Raw genomic sequence first — 18844 nt, forward strand, 5'->3', positions numbered from 1 at the left:
ATCTTTTTTATTTATGAATAAATCCAAAAGTAATTAATTTTTTATTTTGATTGACTTAACTTTACACTCAATTAATGATATTTTAATACTTTAGCCTAAAATTTAAAGCAATGAATTACCTGGAACATATTGGTAAATATTTTATGATGCTAGGGCAGGTTTTTAAAAAACCTCAAAAAAGTAGAATTTTTTATGAATCTTTATTAAAAGAGATTGAAGAATTAGGCTTAAAATCTCTAGGAATTATAATGTTTATCTCTTTTTTTATTGGAGGAGTTATTGCTATGCAAACAGCTTTAAACTTAGAAAGCCCTTTTATACCAGATTCTTTAATTGGTTTTGCAGCAAAGAGGTCGATAATTTTAGAATTTGCACCTACCTTTTGCTCAATTATTTTGGCAGGAAAAGTTGGTTCTTATATTACGTCAAGTATTGGAACAATGAGAGTTACCGAACAAATTGATGCTTTAGAAGTTATGGGTGTTAACTCATTAAACTATTTAGTTTTGCCTAAAATAATTTCTACTCTTTTCTTTTACCCTTTTTTAATAACTTTAGCAATGGGTTTAGGTATTTTTGGTGGTTGGTTAGCAGGGGTTCTTACAGGACTTTTTAGCGGAATTGATTATATTGAAGGTGTTCAAATGGAATTCAAGCCTTTTTTAATTATATATGCAATGATTAAAACCTTAGTATTTGCTTTTTTAATAGCAACTGTACCATCATATCATGGATATTATGTTAAAGGAGGCTCAATTGCAGTAGGAAAAGCAAGTACTCAAGCTGTTGTTTGGACTACTATTTTAATTGTAATAGCAAATTATTTTTTAACTCAAATGCTGTTAACTTAGATGATAGAGGTTAAAGATTTACATAAAGGTTTTGGTAATGTTAAAGTATTAAAAGGTATTACAACCTCTTTTCAGCCAGGAAAAACAAGTTTAATAATTGGGCAAAGTGGTTCTGGAAAAACAGTTTTCTTAAAATCATTAATTGGATTACACACACCAGAGAGTGGAACTATTTCTTTTGATGGAAGAGTAAATACTCAATTCACCAAATTAGAGAAAAGACAATGGAGGCAAGAAATTGGAATGGTTTTTCAAGGAAGTGCATTATTTGATTCTCAAAATGTTCAGGATAACGTTATGTTTCCTTTAAAGATGTTTACCAATCAATCTAAAACAGAAATGTTAGATAGAGTAAATTTTGCTTTAGATAGAGTAAATTTAAAAAACTCAAATAAAAAATTACCTGCAGAGTTGTCTGGAGGAATGCAAAAAAGGGTAGCCATTGCAAGGGCAATTGTTATGAACCCTAAATATTTATTTTGTGATGAACCAAACTCAGGTTTAGACCCTCAAACAGCAATTGTAATAGATAATTTAATAAAAGAAATTACTGATGAATATAATATAACAACAGTAATTAATACGCATGATATGAACTCTGTGATGGAAATCGGAGAAAAAATATTATTTCTTAAAAATGGTAAAAAAGCATGGGAAGGAAGTAGTAATGAGATTTTTAAAACTGATAATGAGGCTGTTGTGGATTTTGTATATTCCTCTAACTTATTTAAAAAAGTTAGAGAGGCATATTTAAATGAAAAAAAATAAAAAAAAATTTGTTTTTCTTAAAATAAGATATATATTTGCAGCCGCTAAGATAAAAACAATGACCTGGTAGCTCAGTTGGTAGAGCATCTCCCTTTTAAGGAGAGGGTCCTGGGTTCGAGCCCCAGCCCGGTCACAATAGAAATTAAACTCTGCAAATTATTGCAGAGTTTTTTCTTTTTTAAGACTTTCTTTAACTTCTTTTTTTCTTTTTATGAAAGACACCAATAAAACTATTTTTAAATTTTCTGATAACCAAACAACCTTAAATTGGAAGGTTATTAACGATACGGTTATGGGAGGTGTATCATTTGGAGGTATTAAAATAAATGCTAATAATAATGGAGAGTTTTATGGGAATGTATCTATTGAAAATAATGGAGGGTTCTCTTTATTAAGATATCGTTTCAATAAGAAAAACGTTTCTAATTACACTAAAATTATTTTAAGAATTAGAGCTGATGGTAAAAAATATCAATTTAGAATAAAAGACAATATTTCTAATAATTATTCCTTTGTGAAAATATTTTCATCAGGCTTTAATTGGGAATTGATAAAAATAACTTTATCTGAAATGGAACCTGTATTTAGAGGAAGAAAACTAGAAATGCCTAATTTTTCATCAGAAGTAATTGAAGAAATTGCAATCTTAATTGGTAATAAAAAAAATGAATCATTTAAATTAGAGATTGATAAAATTTATCTTCAATAAATAGTATTTAACAAAACTACTTTTTTGTATCTTTCCTTGCTTTTAAATCATAGAAATGGAAGAAGATATTATTAAAAATGATTCAACAAATGAATCAAAAAAAAATATACAAAAAGACGCTAAAGGTTTAGCTGTTAATCTTAAAAACTATTTAAAAGAGCTTTTAGATTTTAGAGATGATACGGATCATGAGGCTACAATAAATGCAATTAAAGCAGATATTCCTTTTAAAGGTGCTACAGCATGGATTCTTATTTTTGCTGTCTTTGTAGCGTCTATAGGCTTAAATGCAGATTCTACTGCTGTTGTAATTGGAGCCATGTTGATTTCTCCATTAATGGGGCCAATTTTAGGTATAGGTAGTGCATTTGCAATTAACGATATTGAAATTTTTAAGAAGTCAGCTGTAAGTTTAGCAACAATGATTGTTTTAAGTTTATTGGCATCCTTTGTTTATTTTTATTTTTTTCCTGGTGCTGGTGAAGATACTTCTGAGTTATTAGGGCGAACAAAACCAGATATTAGAGATGTTTTAATAGCTTTTTTTGGTGGTTTAGCTTTAATGGTTGCAAGAACTAAAAAAGGAACAGTAGCATCCGTAATTTTTGGGGTTGCAATTGCAACAGCATTAATGCCACCTCTTTGCACGGCAGGTTTTGGTTTGGCAAAAGGTTTTTCTGGAGAAACAATTGGATTTACATATGCTTTAGGAGCAATGTTTTTGTTTACAATTAATACTATTTTTATTGCTTTAGCAACATTTATCGTTTTGAAACTTTTAAGTTTCCCTATGCATAAATACGCAAATGCAGCAAGAAGAAAACGTCATACTACTGTTGCAACAATAGTGGGTATAGCTGTAATGATTCCGGCAGTATATACTTTTATTAATGCGTTAAATGAAAGTAGGATGAACTCTCAATTTAAAAATTATATTAAAACAGAGATAAAGTCAAACCCAAAATATCAATTGATAGATAAAAACTTAGATATTGATGCTAAAAAAATTAGTTTAAACTTCTTTAATGAAATAAGTGAGGCTGAAGAAAATATGTTACAGAATCAATTAACTAACGATCCTAGATATGTTAATTTAAAGGATGTTAAAATTGAAGTTAAAGGAAGTGATACTAAAAGTTTTGCATTAATTACCACAGCGTATAAAGAGAAGAGAGAAGAGTTGCAAGAAAGTAAAAACATTATTGCAGGTTTACAAAAACAAATTACGGATTTGCAAGAAACAATTTCTTCGCTTAATCAGAGAATAGAGCAAGACGCATCAAATAAAAACCAAAAAGTAGTTGCTTTTAGTAGAATTGCAAAAGATGCAAAAATTAGATATAATGACATTCAAGAAATAGGGTTTGCAAGTGTTTTATTATCAAAAGATTTTATAAAAATAGATACAATTCCTATTGCAACTATAAAATGGAGTTTACAAACGCCAGATAGTATTATAGCGCCAAAGGAAAGAGAATTAAGAACTTGGTTACAAAAAGAAATGGGGTTAGACACTCTTTTTATCAAAAGAGAAAACTAAACTGAAACAATTTTTTAAATGATGAATAAAAAGTATATAGTTGCTTTTGATCAAGGTACAACAAGTACAAGAACGATTGTTTTTAATCAGAAAGGAGAAATTAAAGCAGTTTCTCAAAAAGAACTAACCCAACATTTTCCAGAATCTGGTTGGGTAGAACACAATGCAACTGATATTTATAAAGATCAATTAGAAACTTTTTATAATGTAATTTCAGAGTCAGGCATTCATCCACAAGAAATTGCAGCGATTGGAATTACAAATCAAAGAGAAACAACAGTTGTTTGGAATCGTAAAACTGGCGAGCCAATTTACAATGCAATTGTTTGGTTAGATAAGCGTACAAAAGATATTTGCGAAGATTTAAAACAAAAAGGATTATCAGATTATATAAATGAAAATACAGGTTTAGTTATAGATTCTTATTTTTCTGGAACCAAATTAAAATGGATTTTGGATAATGTAGATGGGGCAAGAGAGCAAGCTGAAAATGGAGAGTTGTGTTTTGGTACCATTGATAGTTGGTTAATTTATAAATTTACAGATGGCAAAAAACACCTTACAGATCATACAAATGCATCTAGAACTTTACTCTACAATATAAAAAATTTAACTTGGGATGAAACTCTTTTATCAGCTTTAAATATCCCGAAAAGTATGCTGCCAGAAGTTCAAAAATCATCTTCAGATTTTGGTTTTGTAGATTATAAAGGAACTCAAATTCCAATTTTAGGAGTTGCTGGAGATCAACAAGCTGCTTTATTTGGTCAAGGAGGATTCAAATCTGGAATTGCTAAAAACACCTATGGAACGGGATGTTTTATGCTTTTAAATGTTGGTAAAAAACAAGTAGTTTCTAAAAAAGGATTACTTACAACTTTAACCTGTAGTTTAGAAAATGAACCTGTAAAATACGCTTTGGAAGGCAGTGTTTTTGTTGGAGGCGCTTCTATACAATGGTTAAGAGATAAAATGAAATTGATACAAAATGCTTCAGAAACCGAAGCAATTTGTAAAAGTATTCCGCCTTTAGAGGATATTTATGTTGTACCAGCTTTTGCAGGATTAGGAGCGCCCTATTGGGATGCAAATGCAAAAGGCAGTATTTATGGGATGACTTTAAACACTGGTAAAAATGAATTGATAAAAGCAACTGTAGAAGCATTAGCATATCAAACAAAAGATGTAATTAATGCCATGATTGAAGAAAGTGGCAAAGAAATGACTACTTTAAAAGTTGATGGTGGCGCAAGTTCTAATAATTATTTAATGCAATTTCAATCAGATATTTTAAATGTTGCTGTTGATAGGCCAATAATGATTGAAGTAACTGCCTTTGGAGCAGCGTTATTAGCAGGTATAAAAGCTGGTTTTTGGGTGCTAGAAAACATAGAGTCACTTCGTACAATAGATACTGTTTTTACACCTGAAATGAAATCTAAAGTAAGAACAAAAAAGTATAAAGGTTGGTTACATGCTATTGATAAAACAAGAACTACTAAAGTAAAATTAAAAGATAAACCTATTCGATTTTCTGTTTTAGATAGATCAAAACAGTTAAAGAAAATTGCTTCAAAAAATTTTGATATTGTAATTATTGGAGGAGGAGTTACAGGGGCTGGAATTGCTTTAGACGCTTCTACAAGAGGTTTAAAAGTATGTTTGATTGAAAAAAATGATTTTGCTTCAGGTACAAGTAATAAATCTACAAAATTGATTCATGGAGGTTTACGTTATTTAAAACAATTAGAAATTGGCTTAGTAAGAGAATCTGGTTCAGAAAGGGCAATTGTGCATAAGTTAGCTCCACATTTAGTAATTCCTGAAAAAATGTTATTGCCATTAATTGAAGATGGAACTTATGGTAAAATGATGACGTCAATTGGTTTAAAGGTTTATGACTTATTGGCAAATGTAAGTGGAGATGATAGTAGAAGGATGTTAGATAAAGAAGAAACTTTACTAAAAGAGCCTTTGTTAGATGAAGAAACTATTTTAGGAAGCGGTTATTATGCAGAATATAGAACAGATGATGCTCGTTTAACCATTGAACTACTTAAAAAAGCTTCAGAATTTGGGGCAACAATTATTAATTATTGTGAGATGCAATCTTTTGTTTACGACTCTAATAATAAAATTGAAAGTTTAAATTGTAAAGATCACAATACCGGTAAAAAGATAAATATTTCTGCAAAAAGTTATGTTTCTGCAACTGGACCTTGGGTAGATGTTTTAAGGAAAAAAGACAATTCTATCAATCATAAATATTTACACTTAACCAAAGGAGTTCATATTGTTTTTCCACATGAAAAATTGCCAATTAAGCAATCTGTTTATTTTGATGTAGAAGATGATGGTAGAATGGTTTTTGCTATTCCTAGAGGAAGATGTACTTATGTAGGTACAACAGATACTAATTATTCAGGTAATTTAGATAGAGTGGTAGCTACAAAAGAAGATGCTGAATATTTATTAAAAGCTGCAAATAATACGTTTCCAGATATTAATTTAACAATTGAAGATATCGAATCTAATTGGGCTGGTTTACGTCCTTTAATTCATGAACAAGATAAAGATCCGTCAGAATTATCAAGAAAAGACGAAATTTTTATTTCTGATAGTGGTTTAATTTCTATTGCTGGAGGAAAATTAACTGGCTACAGAAAAATGGCTCACAGGGTGCTTGATGTAGTTTTAAGAACCTTGACTAAAAAGAAAGTAAAGAAATTAAAAAAATCATTAACAGAGCATATAGCTCTAGTTTCTCCTACTTTAAATACTGATGAAGAAGTTGAAGCGTATCAAAAAGAATTAGAAAAATCTTTATTAAAATTTGAAATAAAAGACAGTTATTTTGCCTGGTATTTGTGTTCTACTTTCGGAAAAAATGCAACTAAAATTATTGAAAGAATAGATTTTTATGCGAATGGTACTCCGATTGAAAAACTGATAAGAGCAGAAGTTTGGTATTGTATTCATTTTGAAATGACAAATAGTCTAGCTGATTTTTTTATAAGAAGAACAGGTAGTTTGTATTTTCATATCAATAGTATTACTACTTATTTTGATGTTGTTTTAAAAGATTTCACTAATTATTTAGATTGGGACTTAGTTAGAGTTGAAGATGAAAAAACAAAAATGGAACAATTATTAGCAGATGCTAAAACGTATTATTTAGAAGAATTTTAAGAAATTTTATTTTAGGTAGAAGTCGTTTTTACTTCTGTATTTTGATTGAATAAATACACTCTTTTATTTTGCATATTTAAGCATTCATACCTTGTTCTACGTTTGTTTCCTCTTTTATAAATGGTGTTTTTAAATAAAAATAAATCTCCAAAAGGGATGTCAAATACAAACGTTTTTCCTGTTTCGGCAACATTTCCTCTCAAAGCTAAAGATAAATTTACGTCAGAATCTGTGCTTGCTTTTGGGTTTTTTAAATAGCTGGCTAAATGTGGTAATATTTCTTTCGGATAAATTTCAGGCCTTAAAAAAGGCAACATTAAATGTTGAAAAACAGTTTTCCATTCCTTGCCATGAGGTTGCACTCGACCAAATTTTTGATGGGTAACATAATGGGCAATTTCATGAACTAACGTTAGTAAAAATTGATATTTGTTGAGGTTGTTGTTTATGGTAATTTGAAATCGATTATTAGGTAAAGTTCTAAAATCACCATGTTTTGTTGCTCGTTGATTTACAATTTTTAAATCAAAAGAATGTTGATCGATTAAAAATTGCACAAAAGGAATCGCTTTTTCAGGAATAAAATTTTGATAGCTCAAACTCAATTTATATTTACTTACGGAGTTGTAGACGAAACTTGCAATACTTTACCGTTATAAAATTTATTTCCTGTTAAAGAAAAATTAAAGATGTAATCTGCCATTTCTTGCGCAGACAGTGGTGCTTTATAATCAGGAAAAGCTTCTGCTAGCATTTCTGTTTGTACAGCTCCAAGTGCCAAAACATTAAAAGCAATTTGTTGCTCTTTGTATTCTTCTGCTAACAATTCTGATAAAGTAATTACAGCTCCTTTTGCTGATGAATATGCTGCCAAACCAGGAAATTTCATGCTTCCTTGAACGCCACCCATAGAACTAACTGTTACAACATGACTTCCTTTTTGTAAAAACGGAATTAAGTTTTTTGTTAGTTCTGCAACTCCAAAAACATTTACTTTATAAACATCTAAAAAATCATCTGAAGTTAAATCTGTAAAAGATTTATTAATAAGTTTACCGGCATTATTGATTAAAATATCAACTTTTTTCCATTCAGTTTTAATAAAATTAGTTACTTTTTCAAGGTCAGAATTTTTAGAAATATCTACAGATATTAAAGAGATGTTTTTATGATTTACAGCTTCTAAAGGTTTTGTATTTCTAGAAATTGCCAAAACTTGATGTCCTTTATTTGCAAACAGTTTTGCTAGCTCAAAACCAATTCCTCTACTTGTACCTGTTATAACAACGTTCTTCATTTAAATTAAGAATTTTTTACAGCAGCAATCTACTTAAAATTTCATACATTTAAGAATTAAAATCATACAAATGAAAAAAACATTTCTACTAGCTTTAGCTATCTTTTTTATGCAAAATTTATCAGCACAAACAAAAACTACCTACATTTTATGTGGAAAATTAATTGATACCAAATCAGGAAAAATAGCCACAGAGAAAACAATTGTTGTTAAAGAGAATAAAATTGTTGGTGTAAAAGATGGCTATATTATGCCAAAAGGAGGTAACCTAATTGATTTAAGAGATAAGGTTGTTATGCCAGGCTTAATAGATATGCATGTGCATATTGAAAAGGAATATGATAAAAAAACGCGAATAAATAAATATACTTTAAACGAGGCAGATGTGGCTTTTAACTCTGTAAAATTTGCTGAATTAACACTTAAAAATGGTTTTACAACTGTTAGAGATTTAGGAGGTTCTGGAGTAAATATTTCTTTAAGAAATGCAATTAATGCTGGTGATATTCCAGGTCCAAGAGTTTTTACAGCAGGTAAATCTTTAGCAACAACAGGTGGTCATGCAGATCCAACAAATGGTAGCAGTAGAGTGTTAATAGGCGATCCTGGACCAAAAGAAGGTGTTGTAAATTCTGTTGAAGATGCAAAAAAAGCAGTAAGACAGCGATATAAAAATGGAGCAGACTGTATTAAAATAACAGCTACTGGAGGTGTATTAAGTGTTGCGAAATCTGGTGATAATCCGCAGTTTACCATTGAAGAAATAAAAGCAATTTGTGAAACAGCAAAAGATTATGGTATGCATGTAGCAGCACATGCTCATGGAGATGAAGGTATGCAAAGAGCAATTATTGGTGGTGTAAAAACAATTGAGCATGGTACTTATATGAGTGATGAAACTATGGAGTTGATGAAAAAACATGATGCTTATTTAGTGCCAACAATTACAGCAGGAAAAGAAGTTGCTGAGAAAGCTACAATAAAAGGGTTTTACCCAGATATAGTTGTACCAAAAGCATTAGCTGTTGGACCTCAAATCCAAGGAACTTTTGCAAGAGCTTATAAAAAAGGAGTTGGAATTGCATTTGGAACCGATGCAGGTGTTTTTAAACATGGCGTTAATGGAAAAGAATTTGGTTTTATGGTGGAGGCAGGAATGCCAGCAATGGAAACTATACAATCTGCAACTATTACGAATGCAAAGTTGTTAAAAATGGAGTCGGAAATAGGACAAATTAAAAAAGGTTTTTTTGCTGATATTATTGCTGTTGATGAAGATCCAACCAAAAATATTTCTACAATGGAAAATGTTGTTTTTGTAATGAAAAATGGAATAATTTATAAGCAGTAATGTTTTATGAGAAATAATAATTGGAATTTAATTTGGGGCATTATTGGGGTAATAATCATTATTATGACGTTTGTAAATAATACTACAAGCAAAAACTTATTTGGTTTTGAAGTAAATACCTGGATCTATAGAGGAATTTGGACTTTAATTTCTATTGTAAGTTTATTAGGTTATTTTAAAAAGAGAGAAACTAAATAAAAATACTATTGATTTTTATTCTTGTTAAGTAAGAATTCAAAAAAAACACGTTTTATCAATCAAAAGTAATATGTTGGTAAGCGCCAATATCAGGACTTGTAGTTCTGTCAATTCCTAAAATATCTATTGAAAAAGATGTTGCTGAAGCTTTGTTGATAGCGTCTGAATTTTCACCAATAATAAAATCTTCATTTTGTGTATCTCTAAAATAAGAATTTCCATTTAAAATTATATCCTGATAGTTTGTATTGTTGTCAAAAGTTAATTCCGGTATATCTAAATAAGAGTTACTTATATCATTAAATTGTATCATACAGTTACTGATATTATAATTAAATAAGCTTCCTTCAACTTTATCTAAAACAAATTCAATATTATTATTTCCATCAAAAATACAGTTGGTAAAACTTGCTGCATTTAGATCTCTTACAGCTATAATTTCTTGTCCACTTTCATCTTCATAAGCAAAAAAGTTATTTACTAAAACTGCAGGTAATTGTCTAACTCCGTTATTCCAAAAATTTGCAAAAGTACTATGTGTAAAATTATACGTTCCACCTTCAGTTGCAGCTAAAGAAGCTTGTCCTGCTGAACCAATTACTACATTATGAGCTTCAATATTTGTTTCTCTTGCAAGAATACCAAAGTTAGAATGATTATAAATTTCGGTGTTTTGTAACTTTAAAGTGGGTGTTGTAACTGAGCCAATGCTATCAATTAAAATTCCAATAACTCCGTTTTTAATTTGTGCATGATAAATTTCGTTGTCCTTACTTCCTGCACGCATCCAAATGGTACCCCATTGCCCAGGAACTTGATTAAAACCATATTCTAACCTATCTCCTTCAAAAACTACTTTTTCATTTAAAGTACCATTTACTTTTAAAGTTGCTTCGTCATCTATGATTAAACCAGAGTTATTGTGAAAATAAACTTTTGCACCAGCTTCAATAGTTAATGTTTTGTTTGATGACACTGCAGCATAACCATAAATAACTGTTGGTTTTGTGTTGGTAAAAGTAAGCTCTGTGTCTGTTAAAAATCGACCTTGAATTGAAGTTGCTTGTCCATCAATAGTAATAGTTAAGCTATCAATTTTCATGGTGATTGGATCTCTACCAGGAAAAATAAAATTAGCATCTTGTACTAAAGTTACTAGATCAACATCTTGTTGATTGTTGCCATTATCAAACAAAATTCTATCTGTATATAACGGACTTGTAGCGTTTGTTACATCAATAGTAGTTTCAACAAAAACAAAAATACTGTCTTTAGCAAGAATATCTATATCACTAAATTCTTTACCAGGAATTCCATCAACATTTAATCTGTAGTTTGATGAGGTGCCATTTTCTAATGAAATTTTAGGAATTGTAATGCTTTCATTTCCTCTATTATAAACTTTTAAATTATAAGTTGCAGAACCAATATTTGTAAAAATAGTGTCTAAGAAAACAGTGTCTTTAGAAAATTCTAAATTTCCATAACTAGGAATCGTAGAAAAGTCTTTTCTACAAGAACTAACAAAAATTAATACAATACAAATAAGAAAAGTAATAAAATAACGCATAAATCAATTTTGTATAAAAATAGAACTTTAAAATTAGTTGTTTATTATTTTTGTATGATTTCTATTTCAAAAAGTTTCCCCCAATTTTTACCAGTTACAAATAATCTATTGTTTTCTTCATCAAAGGCAATTCCGTTTAAAACATCATCTTGATCAGCTAGTTTTTGAGTTTTTTCTATCTCTTTAACTAAACCTTTTAAGTTTATTAAACCTTCTACAATACCATTTTTAGGATTTATTATAGCAATAATTGGTTTTTGCCAGTAATTTGCATATAACTTTCCATTAATCATTTCTAATTCATTAAGTTGGCTTAATGCTCTGTCATGTGTATAAGTCTGAATAGATCGTTTTTCCTTTTGTGTTTCTTTATCTAAAAACCATATTTTATTACTTCCGTCAGATTTTATCAATTCAGTTTCATTTTGAGTAAAACCCCAACCTTCTTTACTTTTGCCGTAACTAAACTCTTTTTCTTGTTCAAAGGTATCTAAATCATAAATAAAACCTTTTTTACTTTTCCAAGTTAGCCATAATATTTTATCATTTACAATGGTCATTCCTTCTCCAAAATATTTTTTATCTAAATCTACTTTTTGTAAAACTTTACCAGTTTTAATTGCTACTTTTCTAAGTGATGATTGTCCTTTTCTACCAGTAGTTTCGTATAGAAAACCGTTATAATACTCTAAGCCTTGCGTATATGCTTTAGGGTCATGTGGGTAAGTGTTAATAATTTTATAGGTGTAAATTATAGGAGGATTTTCAGCAAAAACCTCAAAAGAGTTATTTGTTTTTTTTGTTTTTCCTGGGTAAAAAGCTAAACTAGAAACACTATGTTTACCAACACCTAAGTCTGAGGTATTTATTGTAATCGAATTTCCTTTTCCTGTAATCTCTTTTCCGTTTACAAAAAATTGAACTTTATCTATTTGTTGATTGTTTTTTTCTTTTAAAGTAATAGTAACTTCTTTATTTAAAGTAGTTTTTTTAGTTACATTAAGTGTAAATTTATAATCTTCATTACAAGAAGCAAAAAGAAATAAAAAAGCAAAAGAAAGTATTATTGAGTTATTCTTCATTATGTGTATTGTTTTCAATGTTTTAAAAAGTAAAGATTCAAAAAAAGAGGTCAAAAAACCAACTTTTATCTACTAAAAGTACCTTATATTTAATTAAAGTGTATTTAATACCAAATAAAAACAATTTATTTATTTGTAGATTAAAAAATATAGTTAAATTTGCATCCTCAAAATAGTTATAAACAGCTATTTAGTAATTAGAGTAAAACTTTACCAATTTTACTCGCACAAACATAACATTAAAGTATTAAAATATAACATAATGAAAAAAGGAATTCATCCAGAAAATTATAGAATGGTAGCATTTAAAGACATGTCTAATGAAGATGTTTTTTTAACACGTTCTACTGTAGACACTAAAGAAACTTTAGAAGTTGATGGTGTTGAGTATCCTTTAGTAAAATTAGAGATTTCAAGAACTTCTCACCCATTTTACACTGGTAAATCTAAACTTATTGATGCTGCAGGACGTATTGATAAATTTAAAAACAAATACGCAAAATTCAAAAAGTAATCTTTTTTAGAATTTTCAACATATTTAAAACTCCAACATTTATTTGTTGGAGTTTTTTTGTGCTCAACACTATTTACAATTTTAAAACTTTTTTTTGGGCGTTACCTTACAGGTCAGGCTTTTCATTTCAATCTTTTTGCTCATACTTCACAAAAAGGATTTCCATTTCAATCCTTAACGCACATATTTATAAGCTTCATTTTTTAAATTAAAACGAAAAGATTACTTTTAAACATCTTTAAAATTACACTCAAAAAAAATGAGAAATACCATACTTTCAATATTTATAATAGCTACTGTTTTATGCGGAGTTTTAGTTTACTTTTTACCACAAACAGGTACTATAATTTTATTATCAATTTCAGGATTATTAACTCTAATAGTAATCCATGACAGTATACAAACCAAACATTCTTTATTAAGAGCATTTCCACTAATTGCACGTTTACGTTGGTTTTTTGAAGAAGAAAGAGATAAAATTCAACAATATTTTATAGAAGATAATTTAAATGGAACTCCAATAAATAGAGAAAAAAGAAGTATTGTATATCAGCGATCTAAACTGCAAAAAGAAACCATACCTTTTGGGACTCAGCATAATGTTTATTCAAAAGGTTATGAATTTGTAAAACACTCTTTATTTCCTAAAGATCATCATAAAATTACTGGGGATAAAGTTCTTTTTGGTTCAGACAAGTGTACACAAAAATATAATTGTTCTTTAATAAATATCTCGGCAATGTCTTTTGGGTCTTTGAGTAAAAATGCAATTATGGCATTAAATCAAGGAGCCAAAATGGGCGATTTTGCCCATAATACTGGAGAAGGAGGAATATCTCCTTATCATTTACAAGGAGGAGACTTAATTTTTCAAGTAGGAACAGGATATTTTGGGGCAGGAAAATCTGTAAATGGTAAACGTGTTTTTGATGATGAAATATTTAAACAGAATGCTATTAGGCCAGAAGTAAAAATGATTGAAATTAAATTCTCTCAAGGCGCAAAACCTGGCCATGGAGGTATTTTGCCTGCAAAGAAAAATACTGTAGAAATTGCAAAAATTCGTTCAGTGGAACCAGGTACGCAAGTAGATTCACCACCAAGTCACTCTGCTTTTTCTAATTATGAAGAAATGATTTCTTTTATTCAAAACGTAAGAGATTTATCCGAAGGAAAACCAGTTGGAATTAAGTTTTGTGTAGGTAATAATCAGGAAATTGAAGAGATGATTAAAACTTTCTCTGAAGCAAAAAATTATCCAGATTTTATATCTGTTGATGGTGGAGAAGGAGGTACAGGTTCTGCGCCTTTAGAGTTTACAAACTATATGGGAACTCCATTAACAGAAGGCTTGGTTTTTGTGAACAAATTATTGAAAGAATACAATTTAAAAAATCAAATAAAAATTATTGCTGCCGGTAAAGCTGTAGACGCTTTTGATATTGTAAAGTTATTGGCTTTAGGTGCAGATGCAATTGGTATGGCACGTAGTTTTATGTTGAGCTTAGGGTGTATACAAGCTCGTGAGTGCAATTTAGATACTTGTCCGGTGGGTGTTGCAACACAAGATGTAGATTTGGTTAAAGCTTTAGTAGTAGAAAAGAAAAATGTACGTGTTAAAAATTATCATGATAAAACAATTGTTGCTGTAAAAGAAGTTGTTGCGGCTATGGGAATTGATTCTATTTCAGATGTAAAACCAAGTGAAGTTTTTAGACGTAGAAAAGATGAAGAAATTGTAAGCTTAGAAGAGGTTTATTACTAGTTAATTTAATATTTTATTGTAAAATTATTTTCAACAAAAAATGGTTTCTTTATATTGAAAAAAAATTAATATAAAGAAACCATTTTAAATTAAAAAAGACTAAGGTTTACATATAATCTTCAATTGGATTACAAGAACAAATTAAGTTTCTATCTCCAAAGGCATCATCAACTCTTCTAACGGTTGGCCAAAATTTATTGTCAGCAATATATTCTAAAGGAAAAGCAGCTTGTTTTCTTGTGTATGGTAAATCCCAATTATCAGCAGTTAACATTTCTTGAGTATGAGGTGCGTTTTTTAAAGGATTATTTTCATCCTCTTTAGTAGCTTCAGCTATTTCTTTTCTAATGGCAATCATAGCATCACAAAAACGATCTAACTCAGCTAAACTTTCAGATTCTGTAGGTTCAATCATCATTGTTCCTGCAACAGGAAAAGAAACTGTAGGTGCATGAAAACCATAATCCATTAAACGTTTTGCAATATCAACAACTTCAATTCCATTTTGTTTAAAGTCTCTACAATCGATAATCATTTCGTGGGCAGCTCTCCCTTTTTCTCCAGTATACAAAGTGTCAAAATGCCCGTTTAAACGTTCCTTAATATAGTTGGCATTTAAAATGGCATTTTTAGTAGAATTTGTTAATCCTCTAAAACCTAACATTGTTATATATCCGTAAGAAATTAAACAAGCCAAGGCAGAACCCCAAGGTGCAGCAGAAATTGCTGTAATTGCATTTTCTCCTCCAGTTTTTATAATAGGGTTTGTTGGTAAAAAAGGAACTAATTGTGGAGCAACACAAATTGGTCCAACTCCTGGTCCACCACCACCATGCGGAATAGCAAAGGTTTTGTGTAAATTTAAATGACAAACATCTGCACCAATTGTGGCAGGGTTTGTTAATCCAACTTGAGCATTCATATTTGCACCATCCATGTACACTTGACCACCATTGTCATGAATTATTTTGGTGATTTCCATAATTTCCTTTTCATAAACTCCGTGAGTAGAAGGGTAAGTTACCATTAAAGCAGCTAAATTGTCTTTATGTAACTCAGCTTTTTCACGTAAATCGTTTACATCAATATTTCCATTTTCAGCAGTTTTGGTAACTACAACTTTCATTCCAGCCATTACTGCAGAAGCAGGGTTTGTACCGTGTGCTGAAGCAGGAATTAAACAAATATTTCTATGAGAATCGTTTCTACTTTTATGATACGCTCTAATTACCATTAAACCTGCAAGCTCTCCTTGCGCACCAGAGTTTGGTTGTAAAGAGGTACCGGCAAAACCTGTGATAATATTTAATTGATGTTCTAGTTTTTGTAAAACTTCTTGATATCCTTCAGCCTGATTTAATGGTACAAATGGATGAATATTCCCCCATTGAGGATTGCTTAATGGCAACATTTCTGAAGCAGCATTTAACTTCATTGTACAAGACCCTAAAGAAATCATAGAATGATTTAAAGCCAAATCTTTACGCTCTAATTTTTTTATATAACGCATCATATTTGTTTCTGATTGATGCGTATTAAAAATTTCGTTTTGTAAAAAAGGGGTATTTCTTAGTAAGTTTTCTGATATAACATTAATTGGTAGAGGTAATTCGCCACTTTTTAAATTGAAAGCTTGCTCAAAACAATTTACAATTGCTTTTATTTCTTTAATTCCAACAGTTTCATTTATAGAAATAGAAACGTGGTTGTTATCAATATAGTTAAAGTTAATACTATTTGCTTCGGCAACTGTTTTTAATTTTGCAGCTTCTACTTCTACTAAAATTGTATCAAAATAAGATGAGTTTTTTTGTTTAAAGCCTAAATCCTCTAAAATTAATGCTAACGTTTTGGTAAGCGTATGTGTGTAATCTGCAATATGTTTTAAGCCTTCTTTACCATGGTAAACAGCATACATGCTAGCCATAACGGCTAATAAAACTTGAGCAGTACAAATATTTGAAGTTGCTTTTTCGCGTTTAATATGTTGCTCTCTTGTTTGCAAAGCCATTCTTAAAGCTCTGTTCCCATTTTTATCTTTAGTAACACCAATAATTCTTCCAGGAATACTTCTTTTATATGCTTCTTTTGTAGCAAAATACCCTGCATGAGGACCTCCATAACCTAAAGGAATTCCAAAACGTTGTGTAGTTCCTACAACAACATCAACTCCAAATTCAGCAGGCGCTTTTAATTTTACTAAGGATAAAATATCTGCCGCAACAGCTACTTTTATATTATTTTCATTCGCTTTAGAAACAAATTCTGTGTAGTCATTTATTTGACCATGTTTTCCAGGATATTGTAAAATAGCGCCATAAAAATCATCAGAAAAAGTAAACTTTTCATGATTTCCAACAACTAATTCAATTCCAATTGGAGTAGAACGTGTTTGTAAAACGGATAATGTTTGTGGTAAAATTTCTTCGGAAACAAAGAATTTACAAACGCCAGCTTTTTTCTGTGCCCTTTCTCTAACATCAAATAATAATGCCATTGCCTCTGCGGCAGCAGTTGCTTCATCTAATAAAGACGCATTTGCTAATTCCATTCCTGTTAAATCGCAAACCATAGTTTGGTAATTTAACAAAGCTTCTAAACGACCTTGCGCAATTTCTGCTTGATAAGGCGTATAAGCAGTGTACCAACCTGGGTTTTCTAAAATATTGCGTTGAATTACACTTGGTACAATTGCTTCATGATACCCTAAGCCAATATAGCTTTTAAAAACTTTGTTTTTTTCTGATACCTCTTTAATATGAGCCAAATATTCATATTCACTCATTGCTGAGTCTAAATTTAAAGCACCTTTTAAGCGGATTTTATCAGGTACAGTTTCTTCAATCAACTGATCTAAATTAGTTGCTTTTATTGCTTTTAGCATTGTTTCTTGCTCTTCCTTATTGGGGCCAATATGTCTTAATTGAAACGAATTTGTATTCATTTAATAAATTTTATAATGCCTATATTTCAATCGATTTCGTTTGACTTTTTAGACAATAAATTGATGTATTTTTTAAGTGGTCAAAAATAAGTGATTAGATGTTATTTATTTTCTATTTTTTTATTATTTTTTGTTAAATTATTAACCAAAAAGTAATGTTATTAACATAAAAGTTATTTTTGTTATATGAAGGTTTTAAAAAAAATATTTGACTTTTACTTAAATGCCAGTATTCATGTAGCATTTTCTGTATATGCAATGCTCAGAATTACAGAGATTTATTTTAATCTTCCTTATGATAAAAACTTAGACTATTTTATTTTTTACGGAACAATTACTGGTTATAATTTTGTGAAATATGCTGGTGTTGCTAAATTACACCATATAAGTTTGACGGATAATTTAAAAATTATTCAAATATTTTCTTTTTTTTGCTTTTTAGCTATGTGTTATTATGCAAGTTTAATTGATTTTAAAGTGTTGCTTTTTACAATTCCTTTTTCTCTTTTAACAGTTTTATATGCTGTTCCGTTCTTAAGAGGTTTTGCTAAAAATTTAAGAGAAGTTAGTTACTTTAAAATTGTTATAGTTGCTATAGTTTGGGCAGGTTTTACGGCTTTAATTCCGTTGTTAAATGTTAATATAGAAATTGATTTTTTTACTATATTATTTGTAATTCAGCGATTTTTATTCGTAATTATTTTAATCCTTCCATTTGATATAAGAGATGTAAAATATGATGCTATTTCTTTACAAACAATACCTAAAAAAATAGGCGTTGAAAAAACTAAAAATCTAGGATCAATTTTGCTTGTTATTACATTAGTTTTAGAGTTTTTAATACCATCAGACCAGGTAACAAAAACACCTTTTTTACTTTTCTTTTTTTTAGTGATCATGTTCTTAATGAGAGCAAAAATAGATCAACCAAAATATTACAGTTCCTTTTTAGTAGAATCTTTACCTATAGTTTGGTGGTTCATTCTTTTAGGATTTCATAATTTTTAAGCAATAAACTTCCTTTTTTTGTAAAGTTTTTTTGATATTTAGAATAAATAAAAGCGAT

15 protein-coding genes and 1 tRNA gene are annotated in these 18844 nt (G+C 29.6%); 11 read left to right on the forward strand and 5 right to left on the reverse strand.

Annotated elements, in window-relative coordinates; all coding sequences use genetic code 11:
- Nucleotides 1–110: 110 nt before the first annotated feature.
- The 6 genes from Q0733_RS07275 (at nucleotide 111) to glpK (ending at nucleotide 7057) form a co-directional block, all read left to right on the forward strand.
- The gene (locus Q0733_RS07275; RefSeq protein ID WP_298780741.1) at nucleotides 111–851 is read left to right on the forward strand and encodes an ABC transporter permease; all 741 of its coding nucleotides are present in this window, start codon (nucleotides 111–113) and stop codon (nucleotides 849–851) included.
- Entirely contained in the window at nucleotides 852–1619 is a 768-nt protein-coding gene (locus Q0733_RS07280) for an ABC transporter ATP-binding protein (protein WP_298780743.1), read from the forward strand.
- A gap of 60 nt (nucleotides 1620–1679) precedes the next feature.
- Nucleotides 1680–1752: transfer RNA gene (locus tag Q0733_RS07285), tRNA-Lys, on the forward strand.
- 78 nt (nucleotides 1753–1830) lie between these two features.
- Nucleotides 1831–2328: a CIA30 family protein gene (locus Q0733_RS07290; RefSeq protein ID WP_298780745.1), complete on the forward strand. Its 498-nt coding sequence runs from the start codon at nucleotides 1831–1833 to the stop codon at nucleotides 2326–2328.
- A gap of 55 nt (nucleotides 2329–2383) precedes the next feature.
- A complete protein-coding gene (locus tag Q0733_RS07295; RefSeq protein WP_298780748.1) occupies nucleotides 2384–3868 on the forward strand; it encodes a DUF389 domain-containing protein in 1485 nt (494 codons plus the stop codon).
- A gap of 18 nt (nucleotides 3869–3886) precedes the next feature.
- The gene (gene glpK, locus Q0733_RS07300) at nucleotides 3887–7057 is read left to right on the forward strand and encodes a glycerol kinase GlpK (protein ID WP_298780751.1); all 3171 of its coding nucleotides are present in this window, start codon (nucleotides 3887–3889) and stop codon (nucleotides 7055–7057) included.
- Between the two features lie 11 nt (nucleotides 7058–7068).
- Here glpK and Q0733_RS07305 read toward each other — a convergent pair whose 3' ends face one another.
- On the reverse strand, nucleotides 7069–7662 hold the full coding sequence (locus tag Q0733_RS07305) for a SprT-like domain-containing protein (protein WP_298780754.1): 594 nt from the start codon (nucleotides 7660–7662) through the stop codon (nucleotides 7069–7071).
- Nucleotides 7663–7673: 11 nt separating this feature from the next.
- Nucleotides 7674–8354 carry an SDR family oxidoreductase gene (locus Q0733_RS07310; protein ID WP_298780755.1) on the reverse strand — a complete coding sequence of 227 codons (681 nt, stop codon included), beginning with the start codon at nucleotides 8352–8354 and terminating at the stop codon, nucleotides 7674–7676.
- A 70-nt stretch (nucleotides 8355–8424) separates the two neighbouring features.
- On the opposite strand from Q0733_RS07310, the gene Q0733_RS07315 reads away from it, so the two are divergent.
- The gene (locus Q0733_RS07315) at nucleotides 8425–9705 is read left to right on the forward strand and encodes an amidohydrolase family protein (protein ID WP_298780759.1); all 1281 of its coding nucleotides are present in this window, start codon (nucleotides 8425–8427) and stop codon (nucleotides 9703–9705) included.
- A gap of 6 nt (nucleotides 9706–9711) precedes the next feature.
- On the forward strand, nucleotides 9712–9903 hold the full coding sequence (locus tag Q0733_RS07320) for a hypothetical protein (protein WP_298780762.1): 192 nt from the start codon (nucleotides 9712–9714) through the stop codon (nucleotides 9901–9903).
- Nucleotides 9904–9958: 55 nt separating this feature from the next.
- Here Q0733_RS07320 and Q0733_RS07325 read toward each other — a convergent pair whose 3' ends face one another.
- Together Q0733_RS07325 and Q0733_RS07330 are read right to left on the reverse strand one after the other, a co-directional pair.
- Complete coding sequence (locus Q0733_RS07325; RefSeq protein WP_298780765.1) at nucleotides 9959–11473, reverse strand: hypothetical protein; 1515 nt, start codon at nucleotides 11471–11473, stop codon at nucleotides 9959–9961.
- Nucleotides 11474–11517: 44 nt separating this feature from the next.
- Nucleotides 11518–12555 carry a glutaminyl-peptide cyclotransferase gene (locus Q0733_RS07330; protein ID WP_298780767.1) on the reverse strand — a complete coding sequence of 346 codons (1038 nt, stop codon included), beginning with the start codon at nucleotides 12553–12555 and terminating at the stop codon, nucleotides 11518–11520.
- A 262-nt stretch (nucleotides 12556–12817) separates the two neighbouring features.
- Between Q0733_RS07330 and Q0733_RS07335 the strand changes: the two genes are divergently transcribed.
- Entirely contained in the window at nucleotides 12818–13069 is a 252-nt protein-coding gene (locus Q0733_RS07335; protein ID WP_068363688.1) for a type B 50S ribosomal protein L31, read from the forward strand.
- A 259-nt stretch (nucleotides 13070–13328) separates the two neighbouring features.
- Nucleotides 13329–14834: an FMN-binding glutamate synthase family protein gene (locus Q0733_RS07340; protein ID WP_298780770.1), complete on the forward strand. Its 1506-nt coding sequence runs from the start codon at nucleotides 13329–13331 to the stop codon at nucleotides 14832–14834.
- A 106-nt stretch (nucleotides 14835–14940) separates the two neighbouring features.
- Here the strand turns inward: Q0733_RS07340 and gcvP are convergent, their stop codons facing one another.
- Nucleotides 14941–17778, reverse strand: a complete 2838-nt coding sequence (gene gcvP / locus Q0733_RS07345) for an aminomethyl-transferring glycine dehydrogenase (protein WP_298780771.1) — start codon at nucleotides 17776–17778, stop codon at nucleotides 14941–14943.
- Nucleotides 17779–17964: 186 nt separating this feature from the next.
- Between gcvP and Q0733_RS07350 the strand changes: the two genes are divergently transcribed.
- Nucleotides 17965–18786, forward strand: coding sequence for a hypothetical protein (locus tag Q0733_RS07350; RefSeq protein WP_298780772.1), 822 nt, complete (start codon nucleotides 17965–17967; stop codon nucleotides 18784–18786).
- Nucleotides 18787–18844 lie beyond the last annotated feature (58 nt).

It is taken from the genome of uncultured Polaribacter sp. (assembly GCF_947500975.1).
GTDB lineage: Bacteria > Bacteroidota > Bacteroidia > Flavobacteriales > Flavobacteriaceae > Polaribacter.